Here is a 19,851-nt window from a genome sequence, read left to right on the forward strand (position 1 = left end):
TATTTAGTAACGATGCCCTTTTCATAGCTCATAAATAATAGTAAATAAAAATAGGGTTATTTTTTAATGTAACAAAATTAATTTACATTCGTCTTTACTTTAAACCAAGCTAATCAAAATGAAACAACAGGAGTTTTTACAAATTATATCTCCTTTTAAAGACAAGATTTTTAGGGTAGCTAAACGGTTGTTAGTTAGTATTGAAGAAGCTGAAGATGCCACGCAAGAAGTTTTAGTTCGACTGTGGAATAAAAACGAAGGCCTTCAGAAATACAATAGTGTTGAAGCCTTAGCAATGACAATGACTAAAAACTATTGTTTAGACCAATTAAAATCGAAAAGGGCATCAAATTTGCAATTAGTGCATAGTAATTACGGAGATCATTCTCCAGGTATTGATAAGCAAATTGAAGATAGAGATAGTTGGAACTGGGTAGAAAAAATTATAAATGATCTGCCAGAGCAACAAAAGATTATCATCCAAATGAGAGATGTGGAAGAATATGAATTTAATGAAATAGCCTCTGTTCTCGATATGAATGAAACAGCCGTTAGAGTGGCGCTTTCAAGAGCGAGAAAAACGATTAGAGAGAAGTTATTAGAAAAGCATAGTTATGGAATTAAAAGCAGTTGAAATAGCATTAGAAAAATATTTGGAGGGCACTTCAAGTATTCTAGAAGAAAAACAATTAAAGGCCTATTTTTCTTCTAATGAAATAGCGTCACATTTGGTTCAGTACAAGCCATTGTTTAGCTATTTTGAACACCAAAAGAGTGAGCAATTTACTAAAGCACTACCATTACAAACTCAAAAACAATCGTATGTGAAATGGATAGGCGTTGCAGCGGCAGTTGCTGTTCTCTTAGGAACCATGCATTATTTTTATAGTGAGGAAACAACTACTGATTTAGGTACCTATTCTGATCCTGAAGAAGCATTTGTAGAAACACAAAAAGCACTTGAAATGCTCTCACAAGAAGTGAATCAGGGAGTAGAAAGTGTAGCCATTTTAAAAGAGTATGATAAAACAACCAAAACAATTTTTAAATAAAAAGAAAATGAGAAATTTAATTTTAAGTATAGTATTTATTGCCTTTACATCCGTGACCTTTTCGCAATCGGTTTTTGATAAATATGAGGATAAGGATAATGTAACTACGGTTATAGTGAACAAGAAAATGTTTGAGTTAATGAGTAAAGTAAAGGTGGATGTTAAAGATTCTGAAGCACAACAATATATGGATTTGTTGAAAAAACTAGAGAATCTAAAAGTATTCATGACTGGTGATGCAAAATTAGCAGGTGATATGAAAGGAACGGTAACCAGTTATTTGAAATCGAATCCATTGGAAGAATTAATGCGTGTGAATGATGATGGAAAAAAAGTAAACATTTATGTGAAATCAGGTGCTTCTGCTAATATAGTGAAAGAATTATTGATGTTCATTGAATCACCTGGTGATAAAGACAATCAGGCTATTGTGTTATCGTTAACAGGGAACTTTAATTTAGATGAAATTTCGGCTCTTACAGAAAAAATGAACTTGCCAGGTGGTAAAGAATTGAAGAAAGCTTCTAAAAAATAAAGTATAATCCATAGTATTACTAAAACAGACAACAATGTGTTTGTAAAGAAATATGTTGTTGTCTTTTAAAATTATAAAAAATGAAATCATATATAATGTTATTGCTTAGTTTGTTCTTATTTAGTTGTAATAACGAACCCAGTTTGCAAAAATATTTTGTTGAAAATTCTGAATCTTCTGACTTTATTGCAGTAGATTTAGGTTCTTCGGTAATTAATACAGAAAAAATGACTTTATCGCAACAAGATAAAGATGCCTTACAATCTTTTGAAAAGATGAATATCATTGCGTTTAAGAAAGATTCTTTAAATGATGTAAAATACGAAACAGAAAGCCAAAAAGTAAAGTCGCTTTTAAAAGATGAAAAATATCAAGAATTGATGCGAATGGGGTCTGGAAGTAATGGAGGTGCTATTTATTTTGTAGGAGAGGAAGAACACATTGATGAGTTTGTACTTTTTGCAACGGGAAAAGAAACAGGTTTTGCGGTTGTGCGTATTTTAGGAAATGATATGAATCCGAGTTATATTATGAATTTAATGGGACTTCTTCAAAAAGCAGAAATAGATTTAGACCAATTAAAGCCTTTACAAGGTTTTGTGAAATAAAAGAAATAATGCAAGTTAGAAATAAAAAAAGTCCCCAATGTGGGACTTTTTTTATGTTTTCAAGTGACCATGATCAGATTCGAACTGACACGTCTTGCGACACCACCCCCTCAAGATGGCGAGTCTACCAATTCCTCCACATGGCCTAAAACAAAAAAAGCTATTCGAAGAACGAATAACTTTTTTAGTGACCTGGCTGGGGCTCGAACCCAGGACCCCATCATTAAAAGTGATGTGCTCTACCAACTGAGCTACCAAGTCGAATGCATTAAGAAATAAAATTAGTGACCTGGCTGGGGCTCGAACCCAGGACCCCATCATTAAAAGTGATGTGCTCTACCAACTGAGCTACCAAGTCATTTTGTTTCCTTGAATGCGGGTGCAAATATATTAACTAAAATTTATTTTCCAATGGTTTTTTCTTATAAATTTGTCTTTTTTTTAATATTATTTTTTAACTGCTTAATTTTAAAGGAATTATTAAATCATGAAAATAATTTTAGTAGGTTATATGGGTTCTGGTAAATCAACAATAGGGAAAGAATTATCTAAAATTGTAGGAATTCCCTTTTATGATTTAGATAAAATCATTGAAGAAACAGAAAAAGAGAGCGTAAAAAATATTTTTAAGAAGAAAGGGGAGATCTATTTCAGAAAAATTGAAAGTATTCTATTTAGAAATTTTGTAAACAATAATGAGAGCTTTATTTTGGCTTTAGGAGGCGGAACTCCATGTTATGCTAATAATCATGAAATCTTACAACAAAACAGCGTACAATCGTTTTATTTGAAGGGTTCTGTAGGTACTTTAGCAAATCGATTGCTAAAAGAAAAAGAAAATAGGCCGTTAATTGCTAATTTGACAGAAGCAGAACTAGAAGATTATATTAAAAAACATCTGTTTGATAGAAGTTATTATTATCTTCAATCCAAAGAAGTGATTTCCATCGATGCAAAGAATGTGGAAGCTATTATAAAAGAGCTGCAAGAAAGATTAACTTAAATAGGCATAGCTGTTTTCTTCTTCGAAGACCACTTGTATGTGTTCTTGTAAAGAAGTTGAAAGTGATAATCCTTTAAAATCTGCTTTTACAGGGTATTTTTTATGATTACGGTCTACTAAAACTGCAGTTTTAAACTTTCGTAAAGGAACTTCTAAGAAATGTTTTACACCATAAATTAAAGTGGTACCTGAATTTAATACATCATCCACCAAAATTATAGATTTATTGGAGTAAACAGAGCTCGAAATAGATGTGGTAACCGCTTCTTGTGGGTTTTGTTTATTTAAATGTACTTCACACAAAATAACATTTAAGTCTGATATTTTTTTTAACTCAGAAGCAATTTTTTCTGCTAGTATATATCCGTTTTTGGTAATTCCAGCAATAATAACTTCCTTTTCATCAACAAAGGTTTCAAAAATTTGATAACTAATACGTTTTATTTTATGTTCAATTTCTTGATGTGTTAAAATGATATTTTGCATGTGTGTTATTTTTTTTCAAAGATAAAAAAGAGTTCTCTACCAGCACGAGGTTTTATAGAATTATATGCTTTTTCTAATTTTTTAATAGTAAATTTTTCAGAAAAAAGAGAAAGGTATTCTGCTTTACTACCTCCAAATGGTGGCCCTTCTTGAGATAAAGGGAAATCAAACAATAGACCGACAATTTTTCCATTGGGAAACAATAAAGAATACATTTTAGAGACATATGTTTTTCTTATTTCTGGATCTAATGCACAAAAAAAAGTTTGTTCGATGATGATATCATATTGGAAAGCATGATCAAAAAAATCACCTAATTGAATTCTGTCAATAAATTGTGGATACTTAGATTGTAGTTTTTGTATAGGTGAATCAGCAATGTCAATCACCCATACATTGGAAAAACCTTGTTGAACTAAATAATCAAATTCATGCCCATTACCAGCTCCTGGAATTAAAATCTTTAAATTTTTATTGCTAATTTGATCGATATATTCTTTCAAAGGTTGGGTTATTGAACCTGTGTCCCAAGCTATATCCTCATTTTGATACCTATTTTCCCAATACTTTTTATTCAAAATCATCATCAAAATCGATATCATTAGTGTAATCGTCTATATCTCTTCGGTCTTTTTTTGTAGGCCTACCTTCTCCTTTAGCACGGTAATATTCTTTGCTTAATTTTAGCATTTCTAAATGAGCAAACGCTTCATCTGGAGTGGTATCTTTACGATAAACGTCTACTAATTTGGCTCCCACACGACTTTGAGGAATATCTAAAATAGTAAATTGATAATTGATTTGGTCTTTACGTAAAACTATTTTATCGGTAGCATACACTTCCCTTGAAGCTTTTGCTAGTTGACCGTTTACGCTAACATGCCCTTTTTTAATAGCTTCTGCAGCCATATTGCGTGTTTTAAAATATCGCGTACACCATAAAAATTTATCTACTCTCATTAGATTCAAAAATCAATGTTAATTTTTGTACAAAAATAAAGGAAAATTGTATCTTGCGACTCAAATTTTATGAAAATGAAGAATATTTTAAGAATTGTTATTTTTTTAGTTTTAGTAGGTGGAACAGTTTCATGTAAAAAAGACGATGGTGCATCGAGTGAAATTGTTTTAAGAGATAGACAAGAAGTTTATGATGAAGATATTTTAGAAATTGAAGCTTACTTAAAAGATAATTATTTAGTATTGGATGCTGATTTAAATGCAACTGTAAAAAAAATTGATGCAGGACAAACTTCAATATGGGATGATTCAGCTTACCCAGTTCAATCTATACAGGTTAAAAATGATGTAAGAACTTCAAATTTTATTGATGGAGTTTCTAGTGATGTGGTGGATTATAAATTATACTACATTGTATTGAATGAAGGAGGAGGAGCTAACCCTACTCATGTAGATTCTGTTTTCACGGCTTATAAAGGATGGGATTTAAGTAATGAAGTTTTCGACCAAAACAATCAAGGGATTTGGTTTACTTATCCTCAAACAACAGCTTTTGATCCGCTTTCAATCTCTGGTTACAGACAGATATTGACAAAAATTAAGACGGAAGAATCTTCTTCATTAAATGGTAATGGTGTAGTTGTTCATCAAAATTACGGTAACGTTATTGTGTTCATACCTTCTGGGTTGGGTTATTTTAACGGGGTAATTGCTGGATCAAGTTATAATCCGCTTGCCTTTCAAATTAAATTGTTTTATAGAAAAGAGAATGACCATGATCGCGATAGAATTAAAAGTAATAACGAAGATTTAAATGGTGATGGGGATTTTTATAATGATGATACTGATGGAGATGGAATACCAAATTTTCTTGATACTGATGATGATGGAGATGGGATAATAACAAAGATGGAAATTAAAAAGCCTATTGGAGAATCAGGGATATTAGCTTATTATCCATTTAATCCAATTGCTGACGACCCTTCAACAACTGATATAGATGAAACAGAATTAAAAGCAATTCCAAGTTGTTCAGGAGATTATACTACTCCAACTAGATTAAGAAAACATTTAGATCCTTCATGTCACTAAAGGTTATTAACATTATACAAAAAAAGGCTCAATTTTATTGAGCCTTTTTTATATAATTTATTTAGAATAATTATTTTCTTTTTATAGCTTTTTCAGCTGCTTTAATTATAGCGTCTGCATTTAAACCATATTTTTCCATTAATTGAGCTGGAGTTCCACTTTCACCAAAACTGTCATTTACAGCCACAAATTCTTGTGGAGCAGGATTATTTAAAACTAAAGTTCTAGAAACGCTTTCTCCTAAACCTCCTAAAACATTATGTTCTTCGGCAGTTACAATACAACCCGTTTTTGCAACTGATTTCAAAATCGCTTCTTCGTCTAATGGTTTAATAGTATGAATATTAATAACTTCTGCTGAAATACCTTTTTCTTCTAATTTTTCCGCAGCAATTAAAGCTTCCCAAACTAAATGTCCGGTTGCTACTATAGTTACATCAGAACCTTCATTTAAAAGTATTGCTTTTCCTATTACGAAAGGTTCGTTTTCAGGAGTGAAATTTGCAACACTTGGTCTTCCAAAACGCAAATAAACAGGTCCGTGGTGGTCTGCAATTGCAATGGTTGCTGCCTTAGTTTGGTTGTAATCACAAGGGTTAATTACGACCATACCTGGCAGCATTTTCATTAAACCAATATCTTCTAAAATTTGATGCGTTGCACCATCTTCTCCTAAAGTTAAACCAGCATGAGAAGCACAGATTTTTACATTTTTATCGGAATAAGCAATAGATTGACGAATTTGATCGTACACTCTACCTGTTGAGAAATTAGCAAATGTACCTGTAAAAGGTATTTTACCACCAATTGTTAAACCTGCAGCAATTCCCATCATATTGGCTTCTGCAATTCCTACTTGAAAGAAACGTTCTGGGTGATTTTTTTTGAAATCATCCATTTTTAAAGAACCAATTAAATCTGCACAAAGTGCTACTACATTTTCGTTTTTTTGACCTAATTCAGTTAGTCCTGCGCCAAATCCTGAACGAGTATCTTTATTTCCTGTATTTGTATATTTTTTCATTTTAATTTTGCTGTATGCTGCAAATGGTATAAAATAAGTTGTACTGCTTATCTATATAAAATTTACATTATTAATAATCACCTAAAGTTTCTGGGTTTTGCCCTAAAGCATTCGCTAATTGCTCATCATTTGGAGCTTTTCCATGCCATGCATGTGTATGCATCATGAAATCTACACCGTTACCCATTTCAGTATGTAATAAAACACATACAGGTTTTCCTTTACCTGTTCTTGATTTTGCATCTGTCATTCCAGCAATAATGGCGTCAATATTATTTCCTTCTTTAATATCAAGAACATCCCAACCAAAAGCTTCAAATTTTGCTTTTACACTTCCCATATTTAAAACTTCATCTGTAGAACCGTCAATTTGTTGTCCGTTAAGGTCAACTGTTGCAATGATATTATCTACATTTTTTGCAGCGGCATACATAATAGCTTCCCAATTTTGACCTTCTTGTAATTCGCCATCACCTAAAAGTGCATATACTAAATTTAAATCTTTATTTAGTTTTTTTGCTTGAGCAGCACCTAATGCGACACTTAATCCTTGTCCTAATGATCCAGATGCCATTCGAATTCCAGGTAAACCTTCATGAGTCGTTGGGTGACCTTGTAATCTTGAGTTTAATAATCTAAAAGTAGCTAATTCACTAACTGGAAAATAACCGCTTCTAGCTAAAACACTATAAAAAACTGGTGAAATATGTCCGTTAGAAAGGAAGAACACATCTTCGTTTTTGCCATCCATATCAAAACCTTCTTTGCGATTCATAAGGTGTTGATAAAGGGTTACAAAAAATTCTGTACATCCTAATGATCCTCCAGGATGTCCTGAATTTACAGCATGTACCATTCGTAAAATGTCTCTTCTTACTTGAACTGTTAATTCTTGTAGTTGTTGTGTGTTTGGTTTCATTTTTAATGTTAAAATTTAAAAGCACAAATATAAGTAGATTATTATTATTAATTTCAAGAGAATCTTGAGGACTTTTCAAAAGTTATCTACAATAAAATGCAACTTATTGTGTTGAAAAATAGGGTTATAGTGTTTTTTGTTTTGTTAGTTCAATCTCAAAATGGCATATTTTAGTATGCAATACAAAGCTCTAAAACCATCTTTCCATGATATTTTCTTGCCTTCTTGATAGGTTCTGCCATAATAAGAAATGCCAACTTCATATATTCTAATATTAGATATTCGAGCAATTTTAGCGGTAATTTCTGGTTCAAAACCAAATCTTTTTTCTCTTAAATTGATATTTTTAATAATCTCAGAACGGAAGATTTTATAACAAGTTTCCATGTCGGTTAAATTGAGATTGGTAAACATATTGGATACAAACGTTAAAAACTTGTTGCCAATGGTGTGCCAAAAGAATAAAATGCGGTGCGGTTTTCCTCCTACAAATCTTGAGCCATAAACTACATCGGCAAAGCCTTCAACTATAGGTTTTAAAAGAATATTGTACTCTTCTGGATCATATTCTAAGTCGGCGTCCTGAATGATGATATAATTACCAGTGGCTTTTTGTATTCCTGTATGTAAGGCAGCTCCTTTACCTTTATTGATTTCATGAGTATAATAGTGAAGTATTACTTCAGGGTTTTGTTCTTTGTAATCTTGAATGGCACAACCTGTATTGTCGGAAGAACAATCATTTACCACAATAATTTCTTTTTGAATGGAATTTATTAGACTAACTTCTTTAATCTTATCTAGTATAAGATGAATGGTCTGTTCTTCGTTATATGCCGGAATTATAATGGATAGCTTTTCCATTTTTTATCTATCTATTTGGATTAAATATCGGTAATTTAAAACATTTTTTCTTTTATTTTCTAATAAAAAATTCAGTTTTAAAATGGTGATGCGATATTGATTAAACGCTTTTTTGGAAATTATTTTCAAATTAGAATCTTCTATGTCTTTTAAATCTTCTTCATTTATATAAATCCAAGTCTTTTCCTTACAATTTTTTAATTCCTCTTTACCAATGACTTTGGTAAACGGATTTTGGGAATAAAAATTAAATAAATGAGAAGATTTGTTATATAATACGACCTTTTCTGAAGGATGATTTTCTCGAATCCATTTGGCTGCCATAGCATCTGATTGAAAAGTGACTAATTTTGGGTAAAATTGAAAGGACATCAATATATTTAAAACCAGTATGGGACTAATATATTGTATAATGAAATCTTCTGCTTTCTTTCTAAAAAAGAAAAGAATGAGAATTTGTAATAGTATTAGAATGAGGATTAAAAAGTAATTTTCTTTAAAAAAAAGAATAGGATATATAATAAGGAGTGCCAAAATTATATAGCCGAAACTTACATTCACTACAATCCAATTTTTCATGCTTTTCATTGAAATTTTGGATAGATATTCAGCAACTAAAATAGCTGCAAAAGGGAAGGTCACAAAAACATAATGTGGTAATTTGTATTTAGATAGTGATAAAAAGAAAAATAAAGCGGTAAAACCAACAAAACTTATAATTTCAGGACATGCTTTTTTATCAAAAAATAATTGTTTTATCTTAAAGTATACTGCAAATAGTAAAGGAAAAAACCATGGAAAAAAGTCCCATAGACTAGTTCCTATAAAGAAATGCCAAGGAGTATTGTTGTTCCAAATATTTTCTCCAGTAATTCTTCCGAAACTTTGCAACCAATAAAAGAAATACAATCCTTTTTGTCCTTTGATTCCATTTGTGATTTTATCGGGTTGTAAATCAAATTGATGGTACAAACCATAAGACATGGGAAATAATACTAAAGCGATAATAAGTACTACTAGAAGCCATTGAAATGAAAATAGTTGTTTCCATTGCTTTTTATAAATAAGATGTATGCCAATTGGAAACAAGATGGCTACCAATCCAATTGGGCCTTTCGCTAACATGGCCAGTCCAATAAATATAGAAGCAAAAATGAGATGCTTTATTTTTCCAAAGGAGAAATACAGTCCAAATAACCAACAACTAACCATAACACAAGAGGTTAAAATAGCATCTGTTCGTACGTCATTGGTCATTAAAAAGTATGCTTGAGTGGTAGCTAATATAAGTAGGGCATATTTGGCGATTTTTGGATTATAATAGAGGATGCAAAAGCGGTATAAAGCATACAAAGAAAAAAGTAAAAATAGAAAGGAAGGTAATTTGTAAGCTAAATTGGTATTTCCAAATAGTTTTATACTTGTACTTGAAAGCCAGAAAAGGAGTGGGGGTTTGTCTAAATAATCTTTACCAAATTCCTTTACTTCTAAATAGGAATTCGTTTGAGCCATTTCAGCTGAAATTCCTGCGTATTGTGCGGCATCTACAGCCATAACATCTAAAAACAAGTTGTGAATATATACAACCAATATTGTTAGAAGGATGATTTTTTCAAATTTGGTAAGCGACTTCAAAAAAGAAAACATAAAATACAATTGTTATGTTGCAAAGAAACAAATAAAAAAAGGATTGTATTTTATGTTTTTTTGAATTTTAGTTTAAATAAAGTTCATATAAGAAATTCTTTATAAGGTATCGCCCTCTTTAAGAACGCGAATTAATTTTTTATTTACGAATTCATCAATACCTAAGGGTGACATCTCTCTTCCATAACCAGATCTTTTAGTGCCTCCAAATGGAAGTTCGACTGAAGATTTAGTAGGATGATTAATAAAAACCATTCCAGAATCAATTTGATGTGCAATTTCCTTACCTTTTTCAATATCTTTTGTAAATACAGAACCCCCTAAACCAAATTCCGTGTCATTCGCTAAAGCTATTGCTTCTTCTACAGTTTTAACGATATAAAAACTAGCAACTGGTCCAAAAAGTTCTTCTTTATAGATTTTCATTTTTGGACTAATATGACTAATAATTGTAGGTTCTATAAAAGCCCCTTTTAGTTTCGCTCTTTTGCCACCAATTTCAATTTTAGCACCTTCAGATACAGCAGTTTCAATTTGTTTTAAAATAGATTCAAGAGCGTCTTCACTAGAGAGAGGTCCTAATTCTGTATCCGCTTCTAGAGGGTTTCCTAGTTTTAATTTACTCATCGCTACTTTAAATTGAGTTAAAAACTCAGAAGCTATTTTTTCCATCACAATAAAGCGTTTTGCCGCAATACAACTTTGTCCGTTGTTAACTGTTCTTCCTTTTATAGCTAAAGAAACGGTTCTTTCAATATCAGCATCTTCTAAGACAATAAAAGGATCACTTCCTCCTAATTCTAACACCGATTTTTTTATATATTTTCCAGCCATCATGGCTAATTCAGAACCTGCTTTTTCACTTCCAGTCAAAGAGGCGCCTTGAATACGCTTATCAGCAATAAGTTTAGTTACTTTCGAACCCCTTACAAATAAGTTCGTATATACACCTTCAGGTGCACCGGCTTCTTTGAAAATGTCTTCAATAGCTTTAGCACATTGAGGTACTATAGAAGCATGTTTTAATACAATAGTATTTCCAATCATTATATTAGGTGCTGCAAAACGAGCTACCTGATAAAACGGAAAGTTCCATGGCTCAACCCCTAATAAAACTCCAATAGGTGTTTTTTTTATATAAGCTTCACCAGAATCAACTTCTATTTTTTCATCTTTAAGAAATGTTTCACCATGTTTTGCATAATATTCAAATATAGAAGCAGCATAATCAATTTCGCTTTCAGCTTGTGCTAAAAGTTTTCCCATTTCTAAGGTAATTAATTTGGATAATTCTGCTTTTTTGGAACGTAAAATAGTACCCACTTTGTTTAAAATAGTAGCCCTTTCTTGGTAACTAGTTGTTCTCCAGTTTAAATATGCAGTATGTGCTTTTTCAAGAGCATGATCAATTTGTTCATTAGTCATTTCGTCAAAAGACTTTAAAATTTCTAATGTAAAAGGATTTGTAGATTTTATAGACATCATAGCATTGTATTATTTTGTGTCTGCCTGACTGTAATAGTTGTTCTCTTCATCTTCACTTCCAATGGCTTCTTGTTGATCGTCTAAAGAAGCTCCTGGAACATCTAAATCAGCACCCAAAGTTACAGTTTTATCAATAGGTTGAGGATTTTTTTTAACTTTAGATGGATCTTCAGGATCTACATCCATTTCTTTTTTATCTTGATTATAGATGTCTTCTGATGCAGGATAATTTAAGTCTTTTAAATTAGACTCAATTTCATTTTCTTTTGGATTTTTTATATTTTTCATGATAGAATATTTAAATAAGTTTCTTACAAAGTTCTTACTTTTTTAACTTTTTTAAGTTACACATTTTTTATCAAATCTTCTATAATTATGATGTCATTTCTGTTCTTATCTGTTAAATAATAGTATAAATTATAAATCTTCGTTTGGAAAACAATTATATTTGCCCTGTAAAATTTTTATATGAAGTTTGAATTATTAAGTAAAGACCCAAAAAGTAAAGCAAGAGCTGGAAAAATTACGACAGATCATGGTGTTATTGAAACACCTATTTTTATGCCAGTTGGAACGGTTGCATCGGTAAAAGGAGTGCACCAAAGAGAGTTGAAAAACGATATTAATCCAGATATTATTTTAGGAAATACCTATCATTTGTATTTACGACCACAAACGGATATTTTAGAAAAAGCAGGAGGTTTGCATAAGTTTATGAATTGGGATAGAAATATCTTAACCGATTCAGGTGGTTATCAAGTATATTCACTGTCTTCGAATAGGAAAATTAAAGAAGAAGGTGTGAAATTTAAATCTCATATCGATGGTTCGTATCATTTCTTTTCTCCAGAAAATGTAATGGAAATTCAACGTACTATTGGAGCAGATATTATTATGGCTTTTGACGAATGTACACCATACCCATGTGATTACCGATATGCGAAACGTTCGATGCACATGACGCATCGTTGGTTAGACAGATGTATCACTCATTTAGATAAGTTGCCTTTTAAATATGGGTATGAACAAACTTTTTTTCCAATAGTTCAAGGAAGCACATATAAAGACTTGCGAGAACAATCTGCTGAATATATAGCGAATGCTGGTGCACAAGGAAATGCTATTGGAGGATTATCTGTAGGAGAACCAGCTGAAGAGATGTATGCCATGACTGAAGTTGTTACTGCAATTTTACCTGAAGAGAAACCAAGGTATTTAATGGGAGTTGGTACACCCATAAATATTCTAGAAAATATAGCCTTAGGAATCGATATGTTCGATTGTGTAATGCCTACTCGAAATGCAAGAAATGGAATGTTATTTACGGCAAATGGTTCTATAAATATTAAGAATAAAAAATGGGAGGCTGATTTTTCACCCATTGATGAAATGGGGCATACTTGGGTCGATTTAGAATATTCAAAAGCCTACTTAAGACATTTATTTGCGGCTAATGAATTTTTAGGAAAGCAAATTGCAACCATTCATAATTTAGGGTTTTATATGTGGTTAGTACGCGAAGCGAGAAGACAAATTCTTGCGGGTACTTTTAGAGAATGGAAAGATAAGATGGTTATTCAAATGAGTCAACGATTATAAAGCAAATTGCAAAATGAAATTAATAGACAAATATATTTTAAAACGTTATTTGGTTACCTTTTCTGTAATGTTACTTTTATTCATTCCAATTGGAATTGTTATTGATGTTTCGGAAAAAGTCAACAGAATGATTGAAAGGAAAGCTCCTTTTAATGAAATTGTTGTCTATTATGGAGATTTTATAATTTATTTTGCTAATTTATTATTTCCAATTTTTCTCTTTTTGTCAGTTATTTGGTTTACTTCGAAGTTAGCAAATAATACCGAAATTATTGCTATTTTAAGTTCTGGTATTTCTTTTCAGCGTTTTTTGCGTCCCTTTTTAATGGGAGCAACTATTGTTTGCATTTTTGCTTTATTGATGGGATTTTTCTTGGTTCCAAAAGCAAGTAAAGGTTTTTTAGATTTTAGAAATACTTATTTGAGGGGAAATAGTTATAAAACAATGGAAACCCAAGATATATTTAGACAAATTGGTGATGGAGAATATATTTATATTAGTAATTATAATTTTTTGTCTAAAACAGGATTTAATTTTACGTATGAAAAATTTAAAGGGAATAAATTAATAGAGAAAGTGACTTCTAATCGTATTAAATATGATGAAAAGACTAAAAAGTATTCTCTTTTTAATTATCTAAAGAGAACTGTGGGGCAGAATAACGATGTTTTGGAAAGTTCAGATAAAAAAGTTGTAAAATTTAGCTTTGAGCCTGATGAATTAACACCCGTATTTTATATTGCGGAAACCATGACAATTGGTGAACTCTATACTTTTATTAATAAAGAAAAAGAAAAGGGAAATACAAGAATTAATGCCTATTTAGTAGTATTATATAAAAAGTACAGTTTGCCAGTTTCTGCCTTTATTTTAACGATTATTGCTGTAGCCGTATCTTCTATGAAAAGAAGAGGAGGAATGGGGGTTAATTTAGCAATTGGAATTGTTATTGCGTTTACATTTATATTTTTTGATAAAGTTTTTGGTACAATTGCCGAAAATTCTGATTTTTCACCTTTATTAGCGGTATGGATACCTAATATGGTGTTTGGTACATTAGCCTTTTATTTACTACGCAATGCAAAAAGGTAACTATTTAAAAAATTATTTGCATCTTCATTTAATTGTATTTATTTGGGGATTTACGGCTATATTGGGAAAGTTAATTTCTTTAAAAGCATTAGATTTAGTATGGTATCGCATGTTTTTTGCGACTATTTTTATAATCTTATTTATTGTATTTAAAAGGCAAGCTTTAAAGATTTCTTTCAAAACTTTCTTAGGATTTGCATTGTCTGGAATTATAATTGCAGCCCATTGGTTTACATTTTATGAAGCGATAAAAGTGTCTAATATTTCGATTACTTTAGCGTGTTTATCAACAGGAGCTTTCTTCGCTTCTTTAATTGAACCCATTTTATACAAAAGAAAAGTGGTGGGTTATGAAGTCTTGTTTGGTATTATTACAGTAATTGGTTTAAGTATCATTTTTGAAGTAGAAACTCAATATAAAACAGGGATATATCTTGCTGTAACATCCGCTTTTTTATCGGCACTTTTTTCTGTAATTAATGGTAAATATGCTAAAGAATATGATGCCAATATTATCTCTTTTTATGAATTAGGAGTTGGAGTTCTATTTCTAAGTTGCATTATGTTGTTTAATCAAAAGTTTGATGTCGCTTTTTTTTCGTTATCAACTAAAGATTTAATTTGGTTACTAGTGCTTTCATCTATATGTACCGCCTATGCATTTTCAGCTTCTGTAAAAGTAATGAAAGTTATAAGTCCTTTTACAGTTATGTTGACCATTAACTTAGAACCAATTTATGGAATTATTTTAGCCTTGCTTATATTTAGTGATTCCGAACATATGAATTCTATGTTTTATGTAGGAGCTTCAATTATTTTAGCAACTGTTATTGCTAATGGTGTTGTTAAAAATTATAAAAAAAGAAAACTAAATCAACGTCAATACAACGTTAATTAATTTGAAAATTTTATCTTTGTAAAGACAAACGAAACCCAAAATTTAGTCCAATGGAATATTTAGATTTTGAATTACCTATCAAAGAACTTGAAGACCAGTTAGATAAATGTGTTATCATAGGTCAAGAATCTGAAGTTGATGTTACGCAAACATGCAAGCAGATTGAAAAAAAATTAGAAGAAACTAAGAAGAATATATATAAAAATTTGACAGCATGGCAACGTGTTCAAATGTCAAGACACCCTAATCGTCCGTACACTATGGATCATATTAAGGCATTATGTGGTGATACCTTCTTAGAGCTTTTCGGAGACCGTGCTTTTAAAGATGATAAAGCAATGGTTGGTGGTTTAGGAAAAATTAATGGTCAATCGTATATGATTATTGGCCAACAAAAAGGATATAATACTAAAACACGTCAATACCGTAATTTTGGAATGGCTAACCCTGAAGGTTATCGTAAAGCATTACGATTGATGAAAATGGCAGAAAAATTTGGAATACCTGTAGTTACTTTAGTAGACACTCCAGGTGCTTATCCAGGATTAGAAGCTGAAGAAAGAGGTCAAGGTGAAGCTATTGCTAGAAACATTTTAGAAATGATTCGTCTTAAAGTGCCAATTATTACAGTTATTGTTGGAGAAGGTGCTTCAGGTGGTGCTTTAGGGATTGGTGTTGGTGATAAAGTGTTTATGCTTGAAAACACCTGGTATTCTGTAATTTCACCTGAATCTTGTTCGTCTATCTTATGGAGAAGTTGGGAGTATAAAGAGCAAGCTGCAGAAGCTTTGAAGCTGACAGCAACCGATATGAAAAAACAAAAACTGATTGATGATATTATTCCAGAACCTCTTGGAGGAGCACATCATGATAGAGAAACTACATTTAAAACAGTAGAAAAATATATTACAAAAGCGTATAATGAATTGAAAGAGTTATCAACAGAAGATTTGATTATGCAGCGTATGGATAAATATAGCAAAATGGGAGAATTTAAAGAATAATTCATTTCCAAATATAATTTTAAGTCCGAAGCTTAAGGGTTTCGGATTTTTTTTGTGTTATAAACAAAAATGTTGAGGTTATGAACAGGTTTTTAACACTGTACTATTAACAAATAGAAATTGAAATAATTAAATTTTGGTTAACTTCGCACTATGGAAAATATCAGAAAGAGTAGCCCCTTAAAAGTGGATAAAACCACTATAATTAACTTGGAGAAAGGGAAACTTCCTCCACAAGCTGTTGATTTAGAAGAGGCTGTAATAGGAGCTATGATGATTGATAAGAAAGGAGTTGATGAGGTAATTGATATTTTACAACCGGATGCCTTTTATAAAGAATCACATAAACATATTTTTGAGGCTATTGTTGAATTGTTTAACGATACCCAACCTATAGACTTATTAACAGTATCAGCACAGTTAAAGAAAAACGGTAAATTAGAATTAGCTGGGGGTGATTTTTATTTAATTCAACTGACTCAAAAAATATCATCTTCTGCCCACATTGAATTTCATTCAAGAATTATTTTGCAAAAATTTATTCAAAGAAGTTTGATTAAAATTTCTAGCGAAATTATTGAAGAGTCATACGATGAAACTACAGATGTTTTTGATTTGTTGGACAAAGCAGAATCCAAATTATATGAAGTAACACAAGGTAACATTAAAAGAAGTTCTGAAACCGCTCAAAGTTTGGTTATTCAAGCAAAAAAAAGAATTGAAGAAATAGCAGGTAAAGAAGGTCTTAGTGGTGTACCAACTGGTTTTCATGACTTAGATAAATTAACCTCTGGATGGCAACCATCCGATTTAATTATTGTTGCAGCGCGTCCAGGTATGGGTAAAACCGCTTTTACATTATCTATGGCTCGAAATATGGCTATAGACTATGGTGCGCCAGTTGCATTCTTTTCCTTGGAGATGTCTTCTGTACAGTTAATTACCCGTTTAATTTCTTCTGAAACAGGATTATCTTCTGAAAAATTAAGAACTGGAAAATTAGAAAAACATGAATGGGAACAATTATCTATAAAAGTAAAAGATTTAGAAAAAGCACCTTTATATATAGATGATACTCCTTCATTATCAATTTTTGATTTACGTGCCAAAGCCAGACGTTTGGCTTCTCAGTACGGAATTAAAATGATAGTTATTGATTACCTTCAATTGATGACAGCTGGAGGGAATGGAAAAGGAGGCGGAAACCGTGAGCAAGAAATTTCTACTATTTCCAGAAACTTAAAAGCTTTGGCAAAAGAATTAAATGTGCCCGTAATTGCTTTATCGCAGTTATCTCGTGCAGTTGAAACACGTGGTTCTAGTAAAAGACCCTTACTTTCTGATTTGAGGGAATCAGGAGCGATTGAGCAAGATGCGGATATTGTATCCTTTATTTACCGACCAGAATATTATAAAATTGATGAGTGGGATGATGAAGAACGTACTCCAACTCAAGGTCAAGCTGAATTTATTGTAGCTAAGCACAGAAATGGTGGATTAGATAATATCCGATTGAAGTTTGTGGGTAATTTGGGTAAATTTGATAATCTTGATGATTTTAGTTCACCTTTTGACGAATTGCCTTCAAAAATGAATTTGGATGATCAAAATCCATTTGCTACTCCTAATCTTCCTTCACCAAATGATGCCTTTGGAAGTAGTTTTAATTCCGATGATGATGATTCTGATGTTCCTTTTTAATGAAAAGAATACAATATAAAAAAAGAGGTTTCAATTTTAAAACCTCTTTTTTTATATTGTATTCTTTAATTTCTCTTTAGTTGAAAATTGAAATTAGATACTGTATAATTATCATATAAACTGTTTTTTGGAGTATCCTCAATCTTTAAATTTGGATTATAGTCCCAAATTGAACAATGAACATTGCAACCTAATCGAGATAAGTATAATTGAGTTGAAAGTGTTTGGTAACCTTCAGCAGTTATTTCAATAGTAACTTTTTCAATTACTTTTTTATCTGCCGCTGAAAAACCAGTTTTAATTTCATAAGAACCATTTTTAGATTCTATTGATTCTTTAAACGTGAATAATCGGTTTTTACTTACGTTAGCTTTCATTGAAACCCTTTGAATTGTTTCTAAAGTTTCAGCGTCTATAAAGTTTCCTTTTAAAATAATTTCACTATCATTAAATGCTAAAGGAGACAAGTCTATGGAATTACTTTTTACTTCATTCTCATTTTCAAATGAATATAAATTAGATCCAGATAATAATAGTGACCCTGTTGTAAAGGCACTCATTTTCTTAACAAATTTTCTTCTTTCCATAATGTTTGGATTGGTTATTAATGCAGTAATACTAAAGAAAAATAAAAATAAAAGGGTTGCTACGAAAATTCGTAACAACCGCTTTTTAAATTTTCATTAGTTAAAAGTAATCATTATTTTTTAATTATAAGTCTTTGAGCCTTAATTGGATTGCTCGATAAACTTTTGATGAAATAGATACCATCCGCTAAATTCTCAACATTAATATTATTTTCAATATTTGAATTTAAAGTAAATGTTTTCATTGTTTGACCTAACTGATTTACAATAACAAACTCACCACTTGTATTTGTTTTAATAACTACTAATCCATTTGTAGGATTCGGATACATTGTAAATTCTGTTTTATTTTCAAACACTTTAGTATCTAAAGTAGTAACAGTATAGCATGCAGACTCAACATTACATCCATTAAAAGTTATAGAAACCTTATAATCTCCAAGACTTGAAGGTGTAAAGTCTTGATTGGTTTCACCTGTTAATAATGTATTTGGACATTCATACCATTGGTATGTCATACCAGCATCTGTAGCATTTGCTGTTAGAATTCCTGTTGTGTTTTCAGAAATTGTATTGTCAATTGCTGTTGGTTGTGTAATTGTAAAGTTTACCGAAGTAGTACAAGCATTTGCATCAGTTACCGTACACGTCCAAGTACCTGCTGATAATCCTGTTACAGAAGGTGTTCCGTCACCTGTTGGGTTACCAGGTGTCCAATTATAAGTATAACCACCAGCACCACCAGTTGCAACGTTTACTGATGCCGCACCATTAGTACCACCATTACAAGATACGTCGGTTTGTGAAGCAGGAGTAAGTGCTAAAGCAGTTGGTTGAGTTATCGTAAAGTTTTGAGAAGCAGTACAACCATTGGCATCGGTTACCGTACACGTCCAAGTACCTGCTGATAATCCTGTTACAGAAGGTGTTCCGTCACCTATTGGGTTACCAGGAGTCCAATTATAAGTATATCCACCAGCACCGCCAGTTGCAGTATTCACAGCTGCAGCACCATTAGCACCACCATTACAAGCTACATTCGTTTGAGAAGAAGGAGTTAATGATAAAGCGCTTGGTTGTGTTATTGTAAAGTTTTGAGAAGTTGTACAACCGTTTGCATCAGTTACCGTACACGTCCAAGTACCTGCTGTTAATCCTGTTACAGATGGTGTTCCGTCACCTGTTGGGTTACCAGGAGTCCAATTATAAGTATATCCACCAGCACCGCCAGTTGCAGTATTCACAGCTGCAGCACCATTAGCACCACCATTACAAGCTACATTCGTTTGAGAAG

General features: G+C 31.6%; 22 protein-coding genes and 3 tRNA genes. 11 read left to right on the forward strand and 14 right to left on the reverse strand.

Features of this window, described 5'->3' with window-relative positions:
* The first annotated feature begins 118 nt into the window (after positions 1 to 118).
* The 4 genes from FHG05_RS17810 to FHG05_RS17825 all read left to right on the forward strand — a co-directional run bounded on the left by FHG05_RS17810 (position 119) and on the right by FHG05_RS17825 (position 2,195).
* Positions 119 to 634 carry an RNA polymerase sigma factor gene (locus tag FHG05_RS17810; protein WP_140999488.1) on the forward strand — a complete coding sequence of 172 codons (516 nt, stop codon included), beginning with the start codon at positions 119 to 121 and terminating at the stop codon, positions 632 to 634.
* Positions 615 to 1,052, forward strand: coding sequence for a hypothetical protein (locus FHG05_RS17815; RefSeq protein ID WP_140999489.1), 438 nt, complete (start codon positions 615 to 617; stop codon positions 1,050 to 1,052). Before FHG05_RS17810 ends, FHG05_RS17815 begins: the two co-directional genes overlap by 20 nt.
* A 7-nt stretch (positions 1,053 to 1,059) precedes the next feature.
* Positions 1,060 to 1,587, forward strand: coding sequence for a DUF4252 domain-containing protein (locus FHG05_RS17820; protein ID WP_140999490.1), 528 nt, complete (start codon positions 1,060 to 1,062; stop codon positions 1,585 to 1,587).
* An 80-nt stretch (positions 1,588 to 1,667) separates the two neighbouring features.
* Positions 1,668 to 2,195 (forward strand): DUF4252 domain-containing protein, encoded by a 528-nt coding sequence (locus FHG05_RS17825; RefSeq protein WP_140999491.1) that lies wholly within the window; start codon positions 1,668 to 1,670, stop codon positions 2,193 to 2,195.
* 64 nt (positions 2,196 to 2,259) lie between these two features.
* Here the strand turns inward: FHG05_RS17825 and FHG05_RS17830 are convergent.
* The 3 genes from FHG05_RS17830 to FHG05_RS17840 all read right to left on the reverse strand — a co-directional run bounded on the left by FHG05_RS17830 (position 2,260) and on the right by FHG05_RS17840 (position 2,553).
* Positions 2,260 to 2,341 (reverse strand) — tRNA-Leu (locus FHG05_RS17830).
* Positions 2,342 to 2,383: 42 nt separating this feature from the next.
* Positions 2,384 to 2,456, reverse strand: a tRNA-Lys gene (locus tag FHG05_RS17835).
* Between the two features lie 24 nt (positions 2,457 to 2,480).
* Positions 2,481 to 2,553: transfer RNA gene (locus FHG05_RS17840), tRNA-Lys, on the reverse strand.
* Between the two features lie 129 nt (positions 2,554 to 2,682).
* On the opposite strand from FHG05_RS17840, the gene FHG05_RS17845 reads away from it, so the two are divergent.
* A complete protein-coding gene (locus tag FHG05_RS17845; protein WP_157504323.1) occupies positions 2,683 to 3,198 on the forward strand; it encodes a shikimate kinase in 516 nt (171 codons plus the stop codon).
* Here the strand turns inward: FHG05_RS17845 and FHG05_RS17850 are convergent.
* The 3 genes from FHG05_RS17850 to FHG05_RS17860 are packed head-to-tail and all read right to left on the reverse strand — an operon-like array spanning position 3,190 to position 4,644.
* Positions 3,190 to 3,684, reverse strand: coding sequence for a phosphoribosyltransferase family protein (locus FHG05_RS17850; RefSeq protein WP_140999493.1), 495 nt, complete (start codon positions 3,682 to 3,684; stop codon positions 3,190 to 3,192). The genes FHG05_RS17845 and FHG05_RS17850 overlap by 9 nt on opposite strands.
* A 5-nt stretch (positions 3,685 to 3,689) precedes the next feature.
* Complete coding sequence (locus FHG05_RS17855) at positions 3,690 to 4,286, reverse strand: TPMT family class I SAM-dependent methyltransferase (RefSeq protein ID WP_232338114.1); 597 nt, start codon at positions 4,284 to 4,286, stop codon at positions 3,690 to 3,692.
* Complete coding sequence (locus FHG05_RS17860) at positions 4,255 to 4,644, reverse strand: RNA-binding S4 domain-containing protein (RefSeq protein WP_140999494.1); 390 nt, start codon at positions 4,642 to 4,644, stop codon at positions 4,255 to 4,257. Before FHG05_RS17860 ends, FHG05_RS17855 begins: the two co-directional genes overlap by 32 nt.
* A 75-nt stretch (positions 4,645 to 4,719) precedes the next feature.
* Between FHG05_RS17860 and FHG05_RS17865 the strand changes: the two genes are divergently transcribed.
* Positions 4,720 to 5,736: an FKBP-type peptidyl-prolyl cis-trans isomerase gene (locus tag FHG05_RS17865; protein WP_140999495.1), complete on the forward strand. Its 1,017-nt coding sequence runs from the start codon at positions 4,720 to 4,722 to the stop codon at positions 5,734 to 5,736.
* Positions 5,737 to 5,806: 70 nt separating this feature from the next.
* Here FHG05_RS17865 and FHG05_RS17870 read toward each other — a convergent pair whose 3' ends face one another.
* The 6 genes from FHG05_RS17870 to FHG05_RS17895 all read right to left on the reverse strand — a co-directional run bounded on the left by FHG05_RS17870 (position 5,807) and on the right by FHG05_RS17895 (position 11,963).
* Positions 5,807 to 6,760 (reverse strand): transketolase family protein, encoded by a 954-nt coding sequence (locus FHG05_RS17870; protein ID WP_140999496.1) that lies wholly within the window; start codon positions 6,758 to 6,760, stop codon positions 5,807 to 5,809.
* 70 nt (positions 6,761 to 6,830) lie between these two features.
* Positions 6,831 to 7,679, reverse strand: a complete 849-nt coding sequence (locus FHG05_RS17875) for a transketolase (RefSeq protein ID WP_140999497.1) — start codon at positions 7,677 to 7,679, stop codon at positions 6,831 to 6,833.
* Positions 7,680 to 7,823: 144 nt separating this feature from the next.
* Entirely contained in the window at positions 7,824 to 8,543 is a 720-nt protein-coding gene (locus tag FHG05_RS17880) for a glycosyltransferase family 2 protein (RefSeq protein WP_140999498.1), read from the reverse strand.
* 3 nt (positions 8,544 to 8,546) lie between these two features.
* Entirely contained in the window at positions 8,547 to 10,190 is a 1,644-nt protein-coding gene (locus FHG05_RS17885) for an ArnT family glycosyltransferase (protein WP_140999499.1), read from the reverse strand.
* Positions 10,191 to 10,289: 99 nt separating this feature from the next.
* A complete protein-coding gene (locus FHG05_RS17890; protein ID WP_140999510.1) occupies positions 10,290 to 11,672 on the reverse strand; it encodes an NAD-dependent succinate-semialdehyde dehydrogenase in 1,383 nt (460 codons plus the stop codon).
* Positions 11,673 to 11,684: 12 nt separating this feature from the next.
* The gene (locus FHG05_RS17895) at positions 11,685 to 11,963 is read right to left on the reverse strand and encodes a hypothetical protein (protein ID WP_140999500.1); all 279 of its coding nucleotides are present in this window, start codon (positions 11,961 to 11,963) and stop codon (positions 11,685 to 11,687) included.
* A 180-nt stretch (positions 11,964 to 12,143) separates the two neighbouring features.
* Here FHG05_RS17895 and tgt point away from each other — a divergent pair, with 180 nt between their 5' ends.
* From tgt to dnaB, 5 genes are all read left to right on the forward strand, one after another.
* Positions 12,144 to 13,274 (forward strand): tRNA guanosine(34) transglycosylase Tgt, encoded by a 1,131-nt coding sequence (tgt, locus tag FHG05_RS17900; protein ID WP_140999501.1) that lies wholly within the window; start codon positions 12,144 to 12,146, stop codon positions 13,272 to 13,274.
* Positions 13,275 to 13,287: 13 nt separating this feature from the next.
* Entirely contained in the window at positions 13,288 to 14,367 is a 1,080-nt protein-coding gene (locus FHG05_RS17905; protein ID WP_140999502.1) for an LptF/LptG family permease, read from the forward strand.
* Complete coding sequence (locus tag FHG05_RS17910) at positions 14,354 to 15,265, forward strand: DMT family transporter (RefSeq protein WP_140999503.1); 912 nt, start codon at positions 14,354 to 14,356, stop codon at positions 15,263 to 15,265. Before FHG05_RS17905 ends, FHG05_RS17910 begins: the two co-directional genes overlap by 14 nt.
* A 50-nt stretch (positions 15,266 to 15,315) precedes the next feature.
* Positions 15,316 to 16,269, forward strand: coding sequence for an acetyl-CoA carboxylase carboxyltransferase subunit alpha (locus FHG05_RS17915; protein ID WP_140999504.1), 954 nt, complete (start codon positions 15,316 to 15,318; stop codon positions 16,267 to 16,269).
* Between the two features lie 153 nt (positions 16,270 to 16,422).
* A complete protein-coding gene (dnaB, locus tag FHG05_RS17920; protein WP_140999505.1) occupies positions 16,423 to 17,970 on the forward strand; it encodes a replicative DNA helicase in 1,548 nt (515 codons plus the stop codon).
* 65 nt (positions 17,971 to 18,035) lie between these two features.
* Here the strand turns inward: dnaB and FHG05_RS17925 are convergent, their stop codons facing one another.
* Positions 18,036 to 18,557, reverse strand: coding sequence for a hypothetical protein (locus FHG05_RS17925; RefSeq protein WP_140999506.1), 522 nt, complete (start codon positions 18,555 to 18,557; stop codon positions 18,036 to 18,038).
* Between the two features lie 113 nt (positions 18,558 to 18,670).
* A partial coding sequence (locus tag FHG05_RS17930) for a T9SS type A sorting domain-containing protein (RefSeq protein ID WP_140999507.1) occupies positions 18,671 to 19,851 on the reverse strand: 1,181 nt, incomplete at its 5' end.

The sequence above is a fragment of the Flavobacterium profundi genome, from assembly GCF_006491645.1.
GTDB lineage: Bacteria > Bacteroidota > Bacteroidia > Flavobacteriales > Flavobacteriaceae > Flavobacterium > Flavobacterium profundi.

Coding starts and splice junctions, on each gene's coding strand:
- FHG05_RS17875 (WP_140999497.1), bottom strand. CDS start 7,679: ATGAAACCAAACACACAACAACTACAAGAATTAACAGTTCAAGTAAGA.
- dnaB (WP_140999505.1), top strand. CDS start 16,423: ATGGAAAATATCAGAAAGAGTAGCCCCTTAAAAGTGGATAAAACCACT.
- FHG05_RS17905 (WP_140999502.1), top strand. CDS start 13,288: ATGAAATTAATAGACAAATATATTTTAAAACGTTATTTGGTTACCTTT.
- FHG05_RS17850 (WP_140999493.1), bottom strand. CDS start 3,684: ATGCAAAATATCATTTTAACACATCAAGAAATTGAACATAAAATAAAA.
- FHG05_RS17810 (WP_140999488.1), top strand. CDS start 119: ATGAAACAACAGGAGTTTTTACAAATTATATCTCCTTTTAAAGACAAG.
- FHG05_RS17855 (WP_232338114.1), bottom strand. CDS start 4,286: ATGATATCGATTTTGATGATGATTTTGAATAAAAAGTATTGGGAAAAT.
- FHG05_RS17880 (WP_140999498.1), bottom strand. CDS start 8,543: ATGGAAAAGCTATCCATTATAATTCCGGCATATAACGAAGAACAGACC.
- FHG05_RS17885 (WP_140999499.1), bottom strand. CDS start 10,190: ATGTTTTCTTTTTTGAAGTCGCTTACCAAATTTGAAAAAATCATCCTT.
- FHG05_RS17865 (WP_140999495.1), top strand. CDS start 4,720: ATGAAGAATATTTTAAGAATTGTTATTTTTTTAGTTTTAGTAGGTGGA.
- FHG05_RS17915 (WP_140999504.1), top strand. CDS start 15,316: ATGGAATATTTAGATTTTGAATTACCTATCAAAGAACTTGAAGACCAG.
- FHG05_RS17910 (WP_140999503.1), top strand. CDS start 14,354: ATGCAAAAAGGTAACTATTTAAAAAATTATTTGCATCTTCATTTAATT.
- FHG05_RS17845 (WP_157504323.1), top strand. CDS start 2,683: ATGAAAATAATTTTAGTAGGTTATATGGGTTCTGGTAAATCAACAATA.
- FHG05_RS17815 (WP_140999489.1), top strand. CDS start 615: ATGGAATTAAAAGCAGTTGAAATAGCATTAGAAAAATATTTGGAGGGC.
- FHG05_RS17820 (WP_140999490.1), top strand. CDS start 1,060: ATGAGAAATTTAATTTTAAGTATAGTATTTATTGCCTTTACATCCGTG.
- FHG05_RS17895 (WP_140999500.1), bottom strand. CDS start 11,963: ATGAAAAATATAAAAAATCCAAAAGAAAATGAAATTGAGTCTAATTTA.
- tgt (WP_140999501.1), top strand. CDS start 12,144: ATGAAGTTTGAATTATTAAGTAAAGACCCAAAAAGTAAAGCAAGAGCT.
- FHG05_RS17860 (WP_140999494.1), bottom strand. CDS start 4,644: ATGAGAGTAGATAAATTTTTATGGTGTACGCGATATTTTAAAACACGC.
- FHG05_RS17890 (WP_140999510.1), bottom strand. CDS start 11,672: ATGTCTATAAAATCTACAAATCCTTTTACATTAGAAATTTTAAAGTCT.
- FHG05_RS17825 (WP_140999491.1), top strand. CDS start 1,668: ATGAAATCATATATAATGTTATTGCTTAGTTTGTTCTTATTTAGTTGT.
- FHG05_RS17925 (WP_140999506.1), bottom strand. CDS start 18,557: ATGGAAAGAAGAAAATTTGTTAAGAAAATGAGTGCCTTTACAACAGGG.
- FHG05_RS17870 (WP_140999496.1), bottom strand. CDS start 6,760: ATGAAAAAATATACAAATACAGGAAATAAAGATACTCGTTCAGGATTT.